This window comes from Fontibacillus panacisegetis (assembly GCF_900102215.1).
GTDB classification, from domain to species: Bacteria; Bacillota; Bacilli; order Paenibacillales; family Paenibacillaceae; genus Fontibacillus; species Fontibacillus panacisegetis.
Window position 1 is genome coordinate 58,778 of sequence record NZ_FNBG01000001.1, and the last position, 19,287, is coordinate 78,064.

The window sequence follows — 19,287 nt, forward strand, 5'->3', positions numbered from 1 at the left end:
GAAAATTAAGAGATCGAGTTTTCTCATAAAGATGGAGAAGAACTCGATCTCTTCATATGCTTAATCTTAAATTACATCAAGTATCTTCCCGTGATCGATTGTTCCACATGGATGATCTGTGAAGGTGTGCCCTCGAACACCACCTGTCCGCCCTTGCTGCCTCCGTCCGGTCCCATATCGATGATCCAATCCGCTTGGCTGATCACATCGAGGTTATGCTCGATGACGATCACCGTATTGCCGGCATCCACGAGGCGATTCATGATTTCCAAAAGATGACCGATATCTGACATATGAAGGCCGGTTGTCGGCTCGTCCATCACGTAGATGCTGCCCTTCTTATGCAGCTCGCTTGCCAGCTTGATGCGCTGGCATTCCCCACCTGATAACGTGCTGAGCGGTTGGCCGAGTGTTATGTAGTTCAGCCCCACATCACTCATCGCTTGTAGCTTGCGGACAACCTCTTTTAACTGGAAAAAATCCAATGCCTGCTCCACGGTCATCTCCAGCACTTCTGCAATTGACTTATCATTCAGTTTGTACGCGAGCACCTCTTCCTTGAACCGTCTACCCTCGCATACTTCGCACGGCAACTTCACGCTGTCGAGGAATGCAAGGTCTGTATACACAACACCCAACCCTTGGCAGTTCTCGCAAGCCCCCTTGGAGTTAAAGCTGAACAAGCCCTGGCTCACCTTGTTCGCGGACGCAAACGCCTTGCGTACATCATCCATAATACCTGTGTAGGTCGCAGGATTCGAGCGTGTTGACACTCCTATTGCCGATTGGTCGATAACGATCGCATCCGGATGCTGGCTGAGGAATACTTCGTTAATCAGCGTGCTTTTGCCCGATCCGGCGACACCAGTAACTATTGTCAGCACTCCGGTTGGAATATCTACACTTACATTTTGAAGGTTGTGTAATGTGGCATCCTTGACGGACAGCTTGCCGGATGGCTGCCTGCAATCGAGCTTCAGCTGGAGCGGCCGCTTCATATGAGTACCTGTCAATGTACCTGCCTCCAGCAGACCTTGGTAGTTTCCTTCATACACGATAGTGCCTCCGCGGCTGCCGGCGTAAGGCCCGACGTCGACAATATGATCCGCCAGCTTGATCACATCGGGATCATGCTCGACGACAATCACGGTATTCCCCTTGTCTCGCAACTTCTGGAGCAATTCATTTAACCGGTGTACATCACGGGGATGCAAACCAACGCTGGGCTCATCAAAGATGTAAGTGACATCCACCAGGCTGCCGCTCAGGTGCTTCACCATCTTGATGCGCTGCGACTCGCCGCCGGATAATGTATCCGTCTCACGATCCAGCGTCAAGTAGTCAAGTCCGATATCTACCAGATGCTGCAACCGCTCCGTCAGCGATTTGACAATCGGCGCTGCGACAGAATCGTCAATTTTCCGAATGACGTGAATGAGCTGGCTGACCTCCATAGAGGACATGTCCGCAATGTTAAATCCATTAATTTTGCAGCTGAGTGCGGCCTGACTGAGTCTCGCACCGTGGCAACTGGTACAGGGACCCTCGGAGATGTAAGGAGCAACAGCTTTTTGTGTGCGCTCGGACTTCGTTTTTACATCTTGCTTGATGTATTTGTTGGTGAACTTCTCAATGACGCCTTCCACTGTAATGTTCGTAGCTTTTCCGGCGAAATCCATCTTCACTTTCCACGCCTTGCCGTACAGGAGTTGCTCAAGGTCCTCATCTGAATATTCGCTTAGCTTCATATCGGGATCAAATCGCCCTGCCTGCACGATTATGTTCCAATCCCATCCGTTCACCGAATAGTCCGGCAGCATAATGGCCCCTTCATTTAACGATTTGGATTTGTCCAATGCCTTGTTCAAGTCAACGCCTAATTTGCGACCGATCCCGTTACATTCGGGACACATACCTTGCGGATCGTTAAACGAAAACATATGCGCTTGTCCAACATAGGGCTGACCCACTCTAGAGAAAAGAAGACGGAGAATGGGTGAGATATCGGTAATCGTGCCCATCGTAGAATGGGAACCGCCGCCCAGACGCTTCTGATCCACAATAACAGCCATGCTCAGGTTCTCAATCGCGTCCGCATCTGGCTGCGGATAGCGCGGCAGGAAATTACGCACGAACATGCTGAAATTCTCATTCAGCAATCGCGTGGATTCTGCGGCAATCGTATCGAAGACGATCGATGACTTGCCGGAACCGGATACCCCGGTGAAGATCGTGATCTTCCGCTTGGGAATGCGCAAGGATACGTTCTTCAGATTGTTTTCCCTTGCTGCCGAAATGACGATAAACTCCTGATTAGATTCGCTCATTACTAACATCCTTCCGCTAATGTTAATTTCTTCTTGTATTTACTATTGTACCATTCATCGTACATAGAAAGTCGGGCAGCCCGAACTTGCAGCTATTATTGTTCTGACCAAGGAGTGTGCGATAGTTATTCATGAATACAAAAAATGTAAAAATATATAGTTTAAAATGACCATTCTGTGAAGAGTAGCGAACAGAAGGAGTTTATCAATAAGCAATTATTCAATTTAAGGCTCTTTCCAAACTACCTGCGATTCAGAGTTAGCGAAAACCACATACTAGACTGACTCCTAAATCGAAACAGCAGCAGCTATGGACGGGAAAATAAGTTTAACGATTGATTTCAACGAGTCTTATAGACCATTGTTGCATAAAAAACTGCCGGAAAATTCCTCCGACAGTCTTTTTTATTACATGCAGTACACGCCTTGTCCTATTCGTTGGACAATTCCTTGAGTGATTTGACTTTACCATGAGGATGCTGTTCTTGCTTTCGAGACTTCCAGGCAGCTTCTTTCCTTCTCTTCTGGTCAGCCATGACAGTTGTCCTCCTCTAGAAAATGAGATGTATACCACTTTCTTATGTTGTCATTCCTTGACCTTGTTCATTCATTGTTGTATATACTCTATGGTTTGTGAAAGCTCGAATGCAGGATTGATGGATCTGTATACAGTCCATACATTTTTTTCATAGTTTTTCGCATAATTCAAATATTATAAATGCTGAGACCACCTTCAATTTCATTGTTTCATCGAGGAATCATAATATTTATCTCACGACAGAGTTTAGCCCTTTATTGGAGTTTATAATCCAATGGATTAAAGCTTACTTTGTAAATATCCGCTGTGCCTTTCCAAGTGCTTGTATAATATAGAGTGCTTTGATCTTTTGTGACATATGGGCTGTACTTAATGTTTCCTGTGTCGCCACGTAAGACGATCGCTTTTGGCTCAGTCCATTCGTTATTAACTCTGAAGCTTATAAAGAATCTGTGACCGCGCACGAATATAAGATAGCTCTCGTCGGGAGCGATATAAGGAGATTCATCATTCACACTGGTGTTGATCGTATTGGGCAGCCTCTCCGGCTCGGAATAGGCTCCATTCGTCCATTTGGAGACGTATAGATCGATTCGGCCAGCTCCGCCAGGACGATCCGATTCGAAATACAAGTTGCCGTTCGTGGCAACAGAGGGCAGCCATTCCTGACTTGTCGAGTTAACGGGACCTTCCAGAGGGCGTGGTGCAGACCACTTCTCTCCTTCACGTTCGGAAACCCAAATATCGTTGTCATAATTTTACACAATATGTAAACAAATTAGATGTAAATGTAAAAGCAAGGCTGAGTGATTTCTTTATTCGTCAGTGGAAGGATTTGCTGCGTCTAACTCATTCTTTACCGCCCATTGTACTAAAGTAGTACTATCCAATGTTTGCTGAAAATGTAGATTATGTAGAAATGATTCGATCAAACTCTCCGAGCGGCAAAGCTCAGGAATTGAGCTGGTAGCATCTTTTGCTTCAAGATATCCATCAGTGATCAACAAAATATAATTTTTCCCTGTTCTAAGTTCCCTACGCCCGAGTGAATAACAGGGTACTGTTTTTTCAAACGTGTTTACTTTACCTATCCATTCGTAAAAATTTCTTTGGTTTAAACTCACTTGACCCCAAGATTCTAAATCATCATGAATTAGAAAAAGCTGACAATCACCCACGGAGAACCACCAAAGAATGTTTTCTTTTCGTATACATATTAAGCATGATGCCTCACCCTTTAGGGAACGACATTTATCTTTAAACCTATCCGATTTAAATATATTAAGCAGTAATTGTTCAATATGATCAAATGAAACGTCTATTATTGAATCGAGAATTCCTTTAATCCTATTTTCATTTTCTTTCAGTGTATCAATTATCAGCTCAGCACTATCACAAGAGCAATAAAAACCATCCCTTCGTGGTTCCTTCGTATTTAGCTAAGTTAATCATACGGTTGCTTTTAGTTAGCAAATGCCTACATATAATAATGACTTTTGAAATCGAAAATGTCATCGACAGCTTGATGATACCCGCCTGATTTTCGAAAGGATTCCCTAAAGTTTGCGGCGGCTAGCTTAAAAGATGCATGGCTTAATACATGATCTGCGGCCTCACGTAGTTGACTTGCAGTCAAGCTATGCATGGGTAATTCAATGCCTGCTCCGGTGTTGGCGACCTGCTTCGCGATGATCGGCTGATCGGCACTTTGTGGGATTACAATGAGAGGAACCCCGTAAAATAGGCCTTCATGGGCACTGTTCATTCCACCATGTGTAATCAATAATTTAGTGTGTTGCAGGATTTCGGTTTGTGGAACATAGTTTTTTACAATGAAGTTATTAGGAATTTCCCCTAAATCAGATATTTGAGCTTTTTCTCCAATAGACATTACAACGCTATGATTCGTCTTCCCAAACGCCTCAAAACAAAGTTTATAGAAATCGGTCAGCTGATTAAAGACTGTGCCCATTGAAATGTAAATGGGATTTTCCCCTCTTATTCCATCAAAGTCGAAGCTGTCCTGAGTTAATCGTTGAGAAATCGATGGGCCTACAAATTTGTATGTGTGATCAAAAGCCTCTTCATCAGGTTGGAACTCTCTTGTTGTATAAACGATTGTAAGGGGTGCTGGATTGCAAAACACATCGTAGGGAGAATGAATCTCTACATTGTATTTTTCACATACCCTCACTGCCAGACTTTGAAATCTATCGAACACAGATTTAACAATTTCAGAAGGCACTTCGTTAGAAAACTGTTCCAACGCTTTATCCAATGAATTTTTGGACTGCACAAAGGAAGTGCAAGAGTTAATTGCAGGTAACTTAAAAATTTGAGCAAATAAACGCCCACAGCCAAACATGGAGTCGTGGATGATGTAATCAAAACAATCTCCTGCGGTTTGCTCCAGAACGCTTGGTATGACGATATCTGCCGTAAGTAAAAGGCCGTTAATTCTTTCGAGCAAATGATCTCTTCCGCCGGAGATAAAGGCTTTAATAAATTTGTGATCATCAAACGTTCGAACGGTAGCCCCCGTTGCTTCAATGCGCTTCCGAAATGCTTCTATACAAAAGTAAACTACCTCTTCTCCGCGCGCAACAAGCTCTTGCACAACTCCTATCGTAGGATTGATATGTCCCTCAGATCCGCCATTTATAAATAAAACACGCGCCATTCTATCACCTCTCGGTCATGCTTATCATAGTATACTCGTTGAAAATTTAGAAATCTTTCTTGATGATCTGATAATTAGAGTATCACAAGCGGCAATCACATTCTTGTACGATATTGCCCTTTAACTTTTTAGCCGTTCTTAACTAAAAAAGCCGCCATTTCTGGCGGCGGCAGCTATTATGTCTCTGAAGTCATGGCATCTGCCTTTGTTTTATGAACCGTGCCATGCGGATGATGAGGAGGAGCGTATATTACATAAACCTTAAGCGGTGAACGACCTGTATTGGTTACATTGTGCCATTTTCCAGCAGGTATCATAATGGCATAGCCGTCATAGGCCATGGCTTGAAAATTCAATTTGTCTTTGCTGTCACCTATTTGAATAAGTCCTTGCCCCTCTTCGATTCTTATGAACTGATCCGTATCCGGATGAACTTCCAAGCCGATATCATCTCCCGCATTAATACTCATCAGGGTTACTTGGAAGTGTTCCCCTGTCCATAATGTGGTTCGGTAAGTATTGTTTTGTTCCGCAGCTTCTTCTATATTTACAACAAAAGGGTTTGGACCATAATCCATTAATTTAATGCTTTCATTATGAGATTTTCGATAATAAAGCTGTCCACAATAATATGGGCCTGAGTTTCGGTTCCAATTGGCAGCACAATAGTCATACATTGGATGATGCCATTGATCATAATAGCAACCGTTTCGGTACATATTTTTCATTTCTCCTCTTTATTGATATTTACAAGTCTTTTTATCCTATGCAGCAGCCTATTTAATGGATTGGAAAATGGGCGGCCGCCCATCATTGTCAGAAAGAAAATGAGCACAAAAGAACCATGCTGCAGAGCAGCACGGTTTAGTTGATCCTTATGGCAAATGACTTTATTAATCATTTGATTGTGTTGTAGCTTCGTACAATCGCTGTAAGATTGTAACTGCTTCAGCACGTGTGACTAACGCTTTTGGACGAAGATAACCTTCATTTCCGGTAAGGACACCCAGCTTGGTTAAGGTATAAAATGCTTCTGCCTTTTGATCCTGGAAATCACCATCATAGTAGTACTCTTCTTCACTATAATCGATGTAAAGTACCGGATAGTAGGCAGAAAAATCGTCATTATAATTTGCCGGACGAATTTTAACATCCTTGTATTCTGCCGCCGCTGAAATCACTTCCTCTATCTCAGGATGAAAAGTCAGATTCGTGTAATCAGTACGAATGGAAGCAATCATCATTACATCCCATCGAGTTAATGGTTTCTCAGGACTTACATAGAATTGATAATTTGGATATTTGCCTCCTACATTTTCAGCAAATGGCCATACATAATCCCCGTTGAATAGAGCTGCAAAGTCTTTGTTCGCCCAGTGCTTACGCGCATCAGCAAAGTCTGAGGATTTGCCGGATGAATGATTTATTTCTGGAAAAAGCTTGTGGAACATATGTACAAATTCTGCTTTCGTTACAGTTTTATCTGGCTTGAACGTCCCATCCGCGTAACCGCTGACAACGCCCTTGTCAACCATTGAACGAATCGATTCTGCAGCCCATTCATATTGGGTCTCATCCACATCCGGAAAAGTATTTGCTGCGAGTGCGGATTGGCTGAAAAACAGTGCCGCCACAACCGACGGGATGATAAGCCATTTCTTTTTCAACATCTCTTTCCACTTCCTTTAGGCATAATTTATGAAAAGTAGTTCTCTAGACTTACTATTATATCGGTTCTTCAGATACAAAAAATAATAACTAAAATCTTGATTTATGTGCAAGTAAATAGCATGATATAGACATATCATTTTTTAGGTGGTAACTACTTGGAAAATATATACTTGAACTGGTTTACAACGGATGAACATTTTCCCTTTTTTATACAATATGGTGGTCATCATGAGGACTTGTCTAATCATAACATGTAGACTTCTCGGAATTGGTTATTGTACTGAATGGACACGCTACTCCCGATTTATGGAGCTAGTCGTTTATTTGTCGAGACAGTATGATCAACAGGAAAAAGGCGTAGACAGCAGTATGATGCATCTGGCGAGTGCGATCTCCTATATTGAGGATCACTATCTGGAGCAAGTTACGTTGGAAGAGATCGCGACCAGATCAGGTATTTCCGTTAGACACTTAAACCGGATATTCCGAGCTTATTATCAGACGTCGCCGATCGCTTATCTTCAGAGACTGCGCTTGGATCGGGCATGTACGCTTCTTAAACGAACAGACCTTTCTATTACGGAAATTTCTTATGAATGCGGATTTAACGACAGTAATTATCTCACGCGCCAATTTAAAAAAACGTTCGGCATGTCACCCAAATCCTTTCGTAATAAGCAGTAATTGCTGCGGATGCTGTTTGCAACTCCTCTCCTCTTAAGAAGAGGCTGTCCCAAAAGTTTACTAAGATAACTTTGAGGGACGCTCCTGTTTTAGCAGTGGAAAGGCAAGATATCAGGAAAAGGTGCAAAAATGCAGTTTTTTATAAGTAGCTGTGAAAGGATGAACAAAAGCCTGCAAAAATGCAGGAATATGGTTCAGAATAGACTAGTTTGAAGAGAATCCTTAGAGAAAGCCTGCACATTCGCAGCAATTTAGGGCATTTAGAGGCTTTACATAAACAAAGCCTGCACATTTGCAGGAATTTCAGGAATTCCGCAACATGACTCTATTACATATGAGATACGGTCATGGAAGGTGGCGGGATCAAGCGGTACAGGAATCGTCTTCCTTGCACCGCTTTTTCTAGTTTTGACACTAAACCTATTTTTGGAACAGCCCCTTCAGTTTAGGAAGACATGATTATCGGCTCATAATCGAACCAATCGAATGATGCAGGCGCAGATTGTCCTGTTTCACTCGTTGCATACATAGCTACAAATACACCTGTAGAGCCTCCGGCAACTTCGGTACTAAGAAGATGGGTTTCCCCTCATCCCATTTCAATTGTCTCTGATTGTGGAGCTCGGATCGAAGCTACAAACTTCTTGGGGAAAGCTTGAATTTGGAGCACAATAGGTCTCCTTTCGGCAGATGCTTGGATCGGGATAAAAGCCCGGTATAACGGGATTGGTGTACTGCATATGTTCGAACTCCTGTCTGTTTAGTGATTTTATTACAAAGCAAATGTAAGTCACAGGTCTAGCATGATCTGGACATATTATGTGAATTGTACAGGGCCGATTCTGCCAAACTATATTTACATGAAGTAATACTTGATTTAAGATGTAACTTCTGTCATAGTCAAGTACGCTGATAAAAAAGATAATTTAAAGCGATAACATTTTTTTATGACTATAACGTGAGAAAAGAAGGCCCAGAAATGAATCGGATTCCATATGTACCAACTATCAGTAAACCTATCAAGGCATCGCTCAAACCAATGCAGGAGGTCGGAATTATACTTATATCCGCCTTGCTTGTGGCTGCAGGCCTTAATTTGTTTCTAATTCCTCATCAGTTGTTATCCGGCGGTGTCACTGGGGTGGCTTCCATTATTGGTTATGTAACCGGATGGAATATTTCCGTTGTGTATTTTTTGCTTAATGTTCCGCTAATTTTATGGGGCTGGAAAGCGGTCGGACGAAGATACATCGTTCTTAGCTGCATTTCAGTTGTCAGCACCACTTGGTTTATCGCTATCATTCCCGTCATATCGGTTACTAAAGACCCTATACTCGGTGCTGTTTTTGGCGGCATCATCTCGGCGGCTGGCATCGGTGCTTCATTGCGTGTTGGCGGCTCTACCGGCGGGTTCGATATCCTCGGCTCCATCGTGACGAGAAAACGGGACGTTCCTATGGGAAACATTCTGTTCCTCATGAACGGCGTAGTCATTTTGGCGCTCGGCTTTTTCCAGAGCTGGGACCTCGCTCTTTGCTCTATGCTGTCTACTTTTGTCAAGGGCAGAGTCGTTGACATGATTCATGTTGGACATATTAAGGTTACCTGCTTCATCATTACAAAAGAAAAAGATCAGATGCTTTGTCAGCTGCGCAAGCTTCACCATGGAATTACTTGTATCCATTCTGAGGGCGGGTATAGTGAGCAAGAAAACTACACTCTGATGACCGTAACCACACGATATGAACTGGCGGCCGTCAGAAAAACAGTTATCCAGACCGATCCTACTGCCTTCATGAATGTCGTGCAATCCACAGAAATCCTTGGGCGTTTTGCGAGACCAAAGCTTTAGACAGGTTAACATGGACATGGATTCAACCCATTCTAACCATTTTGGGAATGGTTTTCACCAAAGGCTTTCCGAACATCATAATCATTTATATCTAGATCTGGACCCATCGTCAAACCAGATGCTCCTAGACCGTTAGCCGTAATCAGGCCTTGCCAGCCCGGTACAGCACCTAACACCGGAAGAAATCCTGGGGTAAAAGGACGGAAACCAACCCTTACCTCCTCAAATATGCTGTTTGCCAAATCGGGGGCCAGCTCCGCTAATATGAACGGAGTGATAACCCTCCTCTAATAGAGGAAACAGCTCATGCGTCTCATTTCCGTTGAGCAGGGTAATTTCCCTTCAGGTGCGTCCCCTTTGCGAGCCTGTACCACGCTTGGTTACGCCGTTGTGAGAGCCAGGGACAAATGATGCCTGCAGCGGCATCGCTAGCCTGTCCTTTATCTTTTCGGTCTATTATCAGAACATCTGCGCCCATTTTGGCCAAATGATACGCTGTTGATGCCCCGAGAATTCCCGCTCCAATGACTATAATCTTTTTCATGAATACATCCCTTCCTAAAAAAAGAGCCTCATCAGAGACTCTCGAGTAGTAAATTCCTTAGGATAACAATTCTTGAAAAGCCGTTTTAAGTGGCGTTGTTGGATGACCTAATAACTTTTCGAGATCATCACTCTCGATGTTTAATTCGCCGTCGCCTATATCTTTTTGAAGAGAAGCTAATAATCCTACAACGGCTTCCGGCATTCCAGTTGAACTTAGCATTTTACTATAAGTTTCCAGATCTACATATTGCACCTGAACATCACGATTCATGGCTTCTGCAAAAATGTTGGCGAGCTCCTCCTGAGTTAAAGGTGTGCCTGACAATTCATACACAGTATTCTCATGCCCTTCTCCAGTAAGAACACGTGCTGCTGCCTCAGCAAAATCTCTACGCGATGCCCAGCCTATTTTGGCCTCGCCTGTCGCTATAACCCAAGGCCCACCCTGTAGAACAGACTGGAAGGTAGCCATTTCATTTTCTAAATACCAATTGTTGCGAAGGAATGAATATGGAATCCCTGACGCTTTGATCACTTCCTCTGTTTCACTATGGCTCTTGGCTAACACTAATTTACTATTTGGAGCATTCGGCGCACTCGTGTATGCGATGAAACTGACATTAGCTTCTTTTGCAGCTTTTACTGCCGCGGCTTGCTGGTTCACTCGATTTTGCAAATCATCGGTTGAAATTATCAGTAATCGATCAATTCCGGCAAAAGCAGATACCAATGAATTATAATCATTAAAATCTCCTTGTCGTACATCAATGCCTTGTGCGCTTAGATGCTCTGCTTTTTGGGGATCACGTACGCTAACCGCAATACTTTCTGCAGGCACTATTTTTAAAAGCTCTTGTACAACTAACGATCCTAAATTTCCAGTTGCTCCAGTCACTAATATTTTCATTTTATTACCTCCATTTATACAAACCATTGATTAAGGTTTATGTTATTATAGTTATCACAGTTCATTATTAACAAGTACGATATATTAATATCGTAAGTATGTTTTAGTATACTATGGGAGTGTGAATCATGTCTGAATCTAATTTAACCATACAGGATTGCCCTTATTTTACTGTTCAAAAGGTACTCGCAGGAAAATGGTCCCTGTTGATATTGCATTTTTTGAGTGAAAGTACATTGCGATTTAATGAGCTTCAACGAAAGCTGGATAACTTGACACATGCCACTTTGGCCAAACAATTAAAACAATTGGAAGGCTTCGGGTTAATCATTCGTAAGGAATATCCTCAAGTCCCTCCGAAGGTGGAGTATTCTCTTAGTGATTTAGGCAGAAAGCTCATCCCCAGCTTAGAATCCATATTTGTGTGGGGAGATGAATACCTAAAGTACTCTGTCAGTAAAAATAAAAATTAAAATCTCAATAGCCTCTCTAACACTTTAATAGCCCCACTTCTCACGAATTGTATCTGCTTCACTCACCATTCTGTCGATCAGCTCTGAAACCGTTGGGATATCATGAATCATGCCAGTAACTTGGCCTGCCCAACCGAATCCTTCTTCCTTGATGCCATCGTAAATCCATCGCTTGTTGACTTCGCCGCTAATATAGTCCTTTAAAGACTCATAGGTCGGTGAATGATGCTCAATTTCAACAACTTTATCAGTAAAGTCACTTCGTAATACTCTGGCAGGTGCTCCAATCGAACGTTTAATAACCACTGTGTCAGACTCTGAACTTTCGATTAAAGCATTCTTGTATGAAGCAGAAGCATGAATGCATTCCTGGGTAGCGATAAAGCGTGTGCCCATCTCGATTCCCTCCGCTCCAAGAGCATGAGCTGCCATCCATCCGCGACCATCTCCGATACCGCCAGAGGCAACGACAGGAATTTTTACCGCATCGACCACTTGAGGAACAAGCACCATCGTACCCACATCATCACGTCCTAAATGTCCTCCGCCCTCTTGTCCAACAACAATTACGGCAGCAGCACCTAGCTGTTCGGCTTTTTGTGCCTGTCTACGCGTGGAAACGAGCACCAATGCTTTAATATCGGTAGGCAGCAGCATCTCTAAAATCGGCGCAGGGTTTCCACCTGTAATCGTCACAACGGGTACTTTCTCAGCGATCGCAACTTGTACTCTATCCTCATACCCTATACCATGCTGCCCAATGGCAAAATTAACTCCGAAGGGCTTATCTGTCAAAGAACGTGCAAGCTGTATTTCTTGGCGTAATGCATCTGCATCGGGGAGACTCATAGCTGTGATTTGACCCAGTCCACCTGCATTCGAAACAGCCGCAGCGAGGTTCGCATAAGCTAAATACGCAAGCCCTCCTTGAACAATAGGATACTGAATTTGCAACAATTCGGTCAGACGTGTATGCCATTTCATCGCCATCACCCTTTCTTACAATCCGCCAAGCTCTAATAAAATAAGAGTCGTCGCAAACAATACAGCTATACCCCCTACCCAATAATCAAGTTGCTGGAATTGCAGCTGTTTATAAACGGTTCTCCCCTTGCCATTCCCGTAAGCTCGTGCATCAATTGCGTTGGACAACACTTCGGCACGTTGAATGATCGTAAAGAGCAAAGGAATCAAAACCGGAATATAAGCAAAAATTCGTTGAGGCAGCTTTAAAGCTGCTATATCATAACCTCTGGCTTTTTGCGCCAAAAGAATACGTTCAAGCTCTTGCATAATCGTCGGAATAAATCGAATCGCAATGACGATCATTAACGAAAATTGTTCTACCGGCACGTTTATTCTGGACAGCGGTGACAGCAGCTTTTCCAGACCATGTGCTAATGTTAGTGGTTTAGTAGTTAACGTTAAAATGGAAGCAAGCAAGATGAGTAAAACAATACGCCAAACGAAACGTGTCCCGTTGATCAATCCTTCAGCAGTGACCTCTAGGAAAGACAAGGACCAAATTACAGTACCCTTCGTGAACAATACATTATAGATAAAAGTAAACATCAAAATGAATAATATGGGCTTTAACCCCTTCGCAAACACGTAAAAAGGAATTTTGGACAACAGCAATATGCTGATAACAAAAAAGGTTGCCACTGCATAGCTAAGGAACGTACCCAGCATCAGAAAACTCAGCATGATTATAATCAAACCTAATAGCTTCGTCCTTGGGTCCAGTCGGTGAAATATGGAATTCGTCTCTAAATATTGCCCCAACAATACGGTATTAGCCATTTAGAAGCCCCTTGCATGCCAGATTGGCATTATTTTATCAAAAATTTCCCGCTCCTTACAGCTATCGACTTCTACCTTCCGGCCGCATAACTGCTCAACCAGCTTTAATAGCTGCACAGGTTCTGGCAATGACAATTCTAGCTCTTCGAGTAATTCGTTCTTTTCCAGAAATAATTTGCAGGCGTTGAAATGTCCCTTAAGCTGTCCTTTATGAAATACCATAACTTCATCCGAATACTCGGCAACATCATCCAGTTGATGAGATATGAAAATGATGGTGCGACTTTTATCTTGCTTCTGCCATTGCTGCAGATATTGCAGCAGTGCTGCTCGGCTTAAGGGATCGAGACCTGCCGTTGGTTCATCCAGAATAAGCAGCTTCGGATTCATCATCATCACCGAGGCTACAGCTACACGGCGCTTCTGTCCCCCGCTTAATTGGAATGGAGCGTACGAGAGAATTTCTTCCGACAGCCCAACTTGCGGTAATATAGAATCGATTGCCTCCGTGATCTGCTGATTTGAATAACCCTGTAGCTTCGCTCCAAAGGCCAGTTCTTTGTATACGCTCGTTTCAAATAACTGATGCTCAGGGTATTGAAAAACGAAGCCTATCTCCGGGATGACCTTAAGTCGTCCTTTAGTGTCTCTAATAACAGGTTGATCATCAATCATATAGTTTCCGTCAAAAGAGGGGATCAGGCCTTTCAGCACTTTAACGAAAGTAGATTTACCTGCCCCCGTTTGACCAATAACGGAAATCCATTTGCCCTCCTGGATCGTACAGCTAATGTTTCGCAATGCAGCATGATCATCATAGTTTACGCTTAGATTTTGTAATTCGTAGACCATTGCGAAGTAATCATCTCCTTCCAATTTGCCGTTAGCGGAGTTGTTAGATGGAGTTGATGATACAGCCTTACCGCAAAAGGAAGCTCTAGCTGATAGTCCCCTACGGGAACAGTTTCAAAAAAAGTATAAGGTTCGCCATCAAATATAAGGCGTCCTTGATGCAGCAGCATCACACGGTCAGCCAACAGCACTTCATCCATGTGATGAGTAATGTGTACAATGGTCATGCCTTGTTGATTCAGCTCACGCATAATGGACAACACCTGCTTCCTACTCTGTGGATCAAGCATGGATGTCGACTCGTCGAAAATAATAAATTGGGGATGCATCGCTAAAATTGCTGCAATAGCTACTCGCTGCTTTTGACCACCGGATAGCTGATGCGGCATAGCTTCCAGATAATCCTCCATTTGCACGGCTTGTAATGCCTGATGGAGTCGAATGCTGATTTCCTCTCTAGGCACAGAGATATTTTCTAATCCAAACAGCACCTCATCCATCACCGTCGTGGTGATGAATTGGTCTTCCGGATTTTGAAACACAAAGCCTAATTGCTTATGAATTTTAGCCAAATCAGCAGGAATTCCTGTGTCTAGACCATTAAATTTGACACTGCCTTCCTTAGGCAGCAGCAATCCATCCATCAGTTTGGCGATCGTTGATTTTCCGCCACCATTTGCTCCCACAATCGCTACATACTCGCCTGCAGTGATTGTGAAGCTGATATCCTCGACGACAGGCTGTCCTTTTTTATAATAAAAATGAACATGATCGAACGTAAGCATTATTTACTTCCTTTCTGATGATGCAATACCTTAAAAAATGCCTCTATACTATTTTCGGAAAAAACAGGCTCAGGCTTTTGCCACTTCGTTACCTTCGAACCGTTCACACCAAATATTTCACCTGATAAATTATCATCCCGCTGTGCCAACAATTCGACTACGAAACGAGCAATATCATCTGCTTCACCTATACGCCAAAACTCTGGCAAAGGCTCATTTCGGCTTCCATGCTTGCCCTTCAAATGCTCGATCACAGGTCTCGTCATATCCGTTAACGCAGCTGGTGAAATTGCATTTACTCTAATATGTTCACGCTTCAGTTCAGCCGCTAGCGTCCACACTATGCCGAGTATTCCGGCTTTGGCAGCACTGTAATTCACCTGCCCGATTGAACCGGTCAAGCCAGCCGTTGAGGTCATCAAAAGGATATCGCCACCATTTTTTTGCATATACGGAAGTACACGATTAATGCAATAAAAAGCACCATTCAAATGTACATCAAGTACAGAATGCCAATCTTCATCCGTCATACGAGAACATGTTTGGTCATGCAAATTGCCAGCATTATGAATCAATACATCTATACATCCATTCTTAGCCGCGACAGTATCCACCATTGCAGTAACTGCTGCCGGATCAGCAACATTGGCACAATACCCAAACGCCGTACCACCAGCCTGAAGAATCTCATCTACAACTTCGTTTATCAAAGCTTGCTTTGTACCATTTACAACAACTTGATAACCGGATTGCCCAAGATGTACAGCGATGCTTCGACCTATCCCCCTGCTTGCTCCAGTAATTAAAGCTACTTTTTTCATTCAAACCTCTCTTTCGTAGAAAAAATGCCCGAGGCAATCACCTCTTCGGTTTCTGCTGTAACGGTCACCAGGACATTATCATTACTTTCCTTAAAGTCAAAAATTACAACAGTTTCTACTAAAAGTGGCTTTTCAAATTTCATACTGTACGCTGTAATCCACTTCATGGGATTTTCGGATAAATACATGGATTGCGCTAGCCCCATGATATACATGCCATGCGCGATTGGACGCCTGAATCCAGCCTTTGCTGCGGCTTCAGCGTTTAAATGAATGTCAGCCCTATCCTTAGAAGCTTCTGCATATTGCTGGATAGCTTCAGCTGTTATGCATTTTCTCATGCTCCGTCACCTATTAGAATTAATACAGTTTCCGCTGTGACAATGTGCTCCTCGTTGCATTTACAGACAAGGGTATGCGTAAAAAGCGTCAGTTCACCCTGTCTGCTCGTCTTTTTCTCTATCTTTGTTAATGATAATTCACAATCCAAGATCATGCCTGCACTAATTGGTAGTTCGTATGAAAATGACTGTGAACCATGAATCAAAAGGGTATGCTTCTTCAACCAAGGAATATCAAATTGTTGCCAGAATATGATTGGCATCGTGACAGGTGCGATCAGAAGGTTGTTTATCGTTTGCAAAGGTGCTTCGATACTTTTGGCATAATCCAGAATCCACTCAGCGGTGATGTGCAGTCGATGATGGGCAATTGTCATAGGGCCGCCTCTACGATGGTCGCGATTCCTAACCCACCGCCAATTCCCAACGTGGCAAGTCCTCTTTTGTATGGCTGGTGCAGCATTTCTGCACATAAACGAGTCATTAAGATAGCCCCGGATGCACCGTAAGGATGACCGATTGCTAATGCGCCACCGCCACGATTGACCTTATTCTCAGGAATCTGGAGTTCCTTCAGTGAAGCCAGCACTTGAGAGGCAAAGGCTTCATTAAACTCTACGATATCCAAGTCGGAAACGGATAGCTGATGGCGTCTTAGCACCTTTTGAACCGCTGGAACTGGACCAATACCTGAATAATTTGGATCAACACCTGCAGCTTGAGCATCCACTACACGCAAAATAGGCTTTAGGCCTAGCTCTTCGCATTTTTCACGAGACATCATCAGTACTAGAGCGGCCCCGTCATTGATTGGACAAGCATTGCCTGCTGTTACAGTACCTTGTTCCTGAAAAATAGACTGCAATTTTTGCAGTTGTTCTATACTCGTATTAAACCTTGGACATTCGTCGGTCGTAATCCATTTTCCTTCAACCTGTAGAGAGACTATTTCTTGATGGTATCGACCAGTCTGTTGTGCAAAAATGGCTTTTTGGTGGCTTATAAATGCAAATCGATCTTGATCCTCTCTGGAAATCGCGTATTTTAGAGCCACATTCTCAGCAGCTATGCCCATATCAGGGTCGCCGTAAGTGCCAGGAGTAAAATGTGCTCGCGTATAGAGCTGAGGTACGCCCGATAAGGTTTGCGGCTTGAACATTCTCCATGGCGCACGGCTTGTGCTTTCAACACCGCCTGCTAAATAAACTTCACCTGCGCCGCTTTGAATCAATCGTAACGCTAGATTGATGGCCTCGAGTCCGGAACCGCACTGCCGATCAATGGTGACACCCGGGACTGTGACAGGAAGCCCCGCTTCCAAAGCAGAAACCCGTGCTATATTACCGCCTGGACCAACTACATTGCCAATGATTACGTCATCGATGATTTCCGTGGGTATTTTCGTTTCTGCTACAATATGCTGAATAAGTGGTGCAAGCAATGCCTCAGGTTCAAGCGTGCCTAGAATGCCGCCGATCTTGCCAATTGGAGTACGCTTTGCCATGACAACGACGACCTCTATCATATCATCACTCTTTTCATGTAGTCTTTCATCGCCTGACGGGCAATTTTCCCACTGCTCGTGTATATAAATTGCTCTACCGTAATGAGTTGCTTCGGGGCTTTGTAGTGAGCTAAATACTTCCGGCAATAATCTTTAATTTCCTCAAGCGATAGGCTTTGTTGTCCGTTCCATTTTACGAGTGCCGTAAGCTTATCTCCCCAATAATCGTCCGGTACGCCTAGTACCATTACTTCTTGAATAGCCGGAAGTTGCTGCAGCACAAACTCTATCTCTTCCGGAAAAACGTTAAATCCACCTGACACCATCCTGTTTTTAGCACGACCGACCAAATACAAAAAGCCTTCCTTATCCCTATACATATAATCGCCAGTAATCAGCCAACCGTCCTGAAAGACGGCCTCTGTTTCTTCAGGCAGATGATAATAGCCTAGAAACATTAGCTCACTTCGAACGAATAGCTGCCCAGTGTGCCCAGTTCGTACCTCCTGAAAATGTTCATCACGAATGGAGATTTCTACGCCTGTAAATGGTTTACCTAGTGAATCATTTCTAGTCGCTGTAGTAACGTCCACATAACTAATATAGCTCGCCTCGGATGAGCCGTAAAATTCATATAGTTTACTTTCCACGAATACTTCTCTACACTTTTGCTTTGACGCCTCTGACCACTTACCGCCCGAGCTAATCAACGCTTGAATGAATGTCTGATCGGATGATGCCAGCTGTAGCATGGATTCAATCATCGTTGGCACAACAAACATAATGACATTGGGTATCTGCTGGCACAGCTTCAACACTTTTGCGGCATTAAAATACTGCACGATATGAAAGGTCACTCCATTGTAAAGACTCTGCAATAAAGCGAATAATGACAACGAATGAACAAATGGACCTGGAGCTAAAATATGCTCCATATCGTTCAGCTGGAATGCTTCCTTTGTTGCTTCAAAACTTTTGATCCACGATGCATGAGTACGCATATACCCTTTTGGTGTACCTGTTGTGCCTGACGTAAAGCCGATGAATAATAATTCGTTACTATCATCGAGTTTTGCCTCGGTATTTAAACGATCTAACCATAAGTCATAAGAACCTTTTTCTCCATCTGAGAAGATGTAAAGCTTTTTCTCTAGATCCTGTAGGACTGGATTGTTTGCAAATGCAGTTTCAGTAAAAATCAATTTAGGCTGAGTCTGCTCTAAAATAGCTTTTATTTCATTGGAACTCCATTTTGGGTCCACAGGAATTGGAATACACCCTGCATAAATGGCCCCTAGAAAAACCTCCACAAATTCTATTCGATTCGTACTCAAAATGGCGACATGGTCATGAATGAGTCCATTTTGCTGCATGCCCTCTGCAATTTTTTTCATTCTCTGAACTAATTCCATGTAAGTCAGGCTCTTTAGGCCCTCGGATAAAGCAATTGTTCTGGGCTGCTTGATAGCATGTCTTAATATCGGCTCTACTAGATTCATCTCG

At 43.3% G+C, this 19,287-nt stretch carries 19 protein-coding genes and 3 pseudogenes; 3 read left to right on the plus strand and 19 right to left on the minus strand.

Features of this window, described 5'->3' with window-relative positions; genetic code table 11:
- Nucleotides 1–71: 71 nt before the first annotated feature.
- The 7 genes from BLS49_RS00270 to BLS49_RS00295 form a co-directional block, all read right to left on the minus strand.
- Complete coding sequence (locus BLS49_RS00270; RefSeq protein WP_091225743.1) at nt 72–2,327, minus strand: ATP-binding cassette domain-containing protein; 2,256 nt, start codon at nt 2,325–2,327, stop codon at nt 72–74.
- A gap of 431 nt (nt 2,328–2,758) precedes the next feature.
- The gene (locus tag BLS49_RS25090) at nt 2,759–2,863 is read right to left on the minus strand and encodes a DUF6254 family protein (RefSeq protein ID WP_220482941.1); all 105 of its coding nucleotides are present in this window, start codon (nt 2,861–2,863) and stop codon (nt 2,759–2,761) included.
- Nucleotides 2,864–3,119: 256 nt separating this feature from the next.
- Nucleotides 3,120–3,497: a TolB family protein gene (locus tag BLS49_RS00275; protein ID WP_091225744.1), complete on the minus strand. Its 378-nt coding sequence runs from the start codon at nt 3,495–3,497 to the stop codon at nt 3,120–3,122.
- A gap of 183 nt (nt 3,498–3,680) precedes the next feature.
- Nucleotides 3,681–4,043: a hypothetical protein gene (locus BLS49_RS25895; RefSeq protein ID WP_483863939.1), complete on the minus strand. Its 363-nt coding sequence runs from the start codon at nt 4,041–4,043 to the stop codon at nt 3,681–3,683.
- Nucleotides 4,044–4,342: 299 nt separating this feature from the next.
- A complete protein-coding gene (locus BLS49_RS00285; RefSeq protein ID WP_091225747.1) occupies nt 4,343–5,545 on the minus strand; it encodes a macrolide family glycosyltransferase in 1,203 nt (400 codons plus the stop codon).
- A gap of 176 nt (nt 5,546–5,721) precedes the next feature.
- Complete coding sequence (locus tag BLS49_RS00290; protein ID WP_091225749.1) at nt 5,722–6,264, minus strand: cupin domain-containing protein; 543 nt, start codon at nt 6,262–6,264, stop codon at nt 5,722–5,724.
- A 174-nt stretch (nt 6,265–6,438) separates the two neighbouring features.
- The gene (locus BLS49_RS00295) at nt 6,439–7,215 is read right to left on the minus strand and encodes an S-layer homology domain-containing protein (RefSeq protein ID WP_091225750.1); all 777 of its coding nucleotides are present in this window, start codon (nt 7,213–7,215) and stop codon (nt 6,439–6,441) included.
- Nucleotides 7,216–7,371: 156 nt separating this feature from the next.
- Between BLS49_RS00295 and BLS49_RS00300 the strand changes: the two are divergent.
- Nucleotides 7,372–7,900: pseudogene (locus BLS49_RS00300) on the plus strand (helix-turn-helix domain-containing protein).
- 445 nt (nt 7,901–8,345) lie between these two features.
- Here BLS49_RS00300 and BLS49_RS25095 read toward each other — a convergent pair.
- Nucleotides 8,346–8,474: pseudogene (locus tag BLS49_RS25095) on the minus strand (beta-xylosidase family glycoside hydrolase); the annotation flags it as partial.
- Nucleotides 8,475–8,879: 405 nt separating this feature from the next.
- On the opposite strand from BLS49_RS25095, the gene BLS49_RS00305 reads away from it, so the two are divergent.
- On the plus strand, nt 8,880–9,752 hold the full coding sequence (locus tag BLS49_RS00305; protein ID WP_175471252.1) for a YitT family protein: 873 nt from the start codon (nt 8,880–8,882) through the stop codon (nt 9,750–9,752).
- A gap of 32 nt (nt 9,753–9,784) precedes the next feature.
- On the opposite strand, the pseudogene BLS49_RS00310 reads toward BLS49_RS00305, so the two are convergent.
- Together BLS49_RS00310 and BLS49_RS00315 are read right to left on the minus strand one after the other, a co-directional pair.
- A pseudogene (locus BLS49_RS00310) lies at nt 9,785–10,296 on the minus strand (NAD(P)/FAD-dependent oxidoreductase).
- A gap of 57 nt (nt 10,297–10,353) precedes the next feature.
- Nucleotides 10,354–11,205 (minus strand): SDR family oxidoreductase, encoded by an 852-nt coding sequence (locus BLS49_RS00315; RefSeq protein WP_091225752.1) that lies wholly within the window; start codon nt 11,203–11,205, stop codon nt 10,354–10,356.
- A gap of 128 nt (nt 11,206–11,333) precedes the next feature.
- On the opposite strand from BLS49_RS00315, the gene BLS49_RS00320 reads away from it, so the two are divergent.
- Nucleotides 11,334–11,678: a winged helix-turn-helix transcriptional regulator gene (locus BLS49_RS00320; RefSeq protein WP_091225753.1), complete on the plus strand. Its 345-nt coding sequence runs from the start codon at nt 11,334–11,336 to the stop codon at nt 11,676–11,678.
- A gap of 24 nt (nt 11,679–11,702) precedes the next feature.
- On the opposite strand, the gene BLS49_RS00325 is transcribed toward BLS49_RS00320, so the two are convergent.
- Genes BLS49_RS00325 through BLS49_RS00365 form a run of 9 tightly spaced genes read right to left on the minus strand, consistent with a single transcriptional unit; the run spans nt 11,703 to nt 19,283 of the window.
- Complete coding sequence (locus tag BLS49_RS00325; protein WP_091225755.1) at nt 11,703–12,662, minus strand: NAD(P)H-dependent flavin oxidoreductase; 960 nt, start codon at nt 12,660–12,662, stop codon at nt 11,703–11,705.
- A 15-nt stretch (nt 12,663–12,677) separates the two neighbouring features.
- Complete coding sequence (locus tag BLS49_RS00330; RefSeq protein ID WP_091225756.1) at nt 12,678–13,481, minus strand: energy-coupling factor transporter transmembrane component T family protein; 804 nt, start codon at nt 13,479–13,481, stop codon at nt 12,678–12,680.
- Nucleotides 13,482–14,333 carry an ATP-binding cassette domain-containing protein gene (locus BLS49_RS00335; RefSeq protein ID WP_091225757.1) on the minus strand — a complete coding sequence of 284 codons (852 nt, stop codon included), beginning with the start codon at nt 14,331–14,333 and terminating at the stop codon, nt 13,482–13,484.
- A complete protein-coding gene (locus BLS49_RS00340; protein WP_091225759.1) occupies nt 14,309–15,118 on the minus strand; it encodes an ATP-binding cassette domain-containing protein in 810 nt (269 codons plus the stop codon). Before BLS49_RS00340 ends, BLS49_RS00335 begins: the two co-directional genes overlap by 25 nt.
- Entirely contained in the window at nt 15,118–15,939 is an 822-nt protein-coding gene (locus tag BLS49_RS00345) for an SDR family NAD(P)-dependent oxidoreductase (RefSeq protein ID WP_091225761.1), read from the minus strand. The genes BLS49_RS00340 and BLS49_RS00345 overlap by 1 nt, the downstream gene beginning before the upstream one ends.
- Nucleotides 15,936–16,280 carry a MaoC family dehydratase gene (locus BLS49_RS00350; RefSeq protein WP_091225762.1) on the minus strand — a complete coding sequence of 115 codons (345 nt, stop codon included), beginning with the start codon at nt 16,278–16,280 and terminating at the stop codon, nt 15,936–15,938. Before BLS49_RS00350 ends, BLS49_RS00345 begins: the two co-directional genes overlap by 4 nt.
- Nucleotides 16,277–16,657, minus strand: a complete 381-nt coding sequence (locus BLS49_RS00355) for an FAS1-like dehydratase domain-containing protein (RefSeq protein WP_091225763.1) — start codon at nt 16,655–16,657, stop codon at nt 16,277–16,279. The genes BLS49_RS00350 and BLS49_RS00355 overlap by 4 nt, the downstream gene beginning before the upstream one ends.
- Complete coding sequence (locus tag BLS49_RS00360; RefSeq protein WP_091225764.1) at nt 16,654–17,805, minus strand: thiolase family protein; 1,152 nt, start codon at nt 17,803–17,805, stop codon at nt 16,654–16,656. Before BLS49_RS00360 ends, BLS49_RS00355 begins: the two co-directional genes overlap by 4 nt.
- Nucleotides 17,802–19,283 carry an AMP-binding protein gene (locus BLS49_RS00365; protein WP_091225766.1) on the minus strand — a complete coding sequence of 494 codons (1,482 nt, stop codon included), beginning with the start codon at nt 19,281–19,283 and terminating at the stop codon, nt 17,802–17,804. The genes BLS49_RS00360 and BLS49_RS00365 overlap by 4 nt, the downstream gene beginning before the upstream one ends.
- Nucleotides 19,284–19,287: the final 4 nt, after the last annotated feature.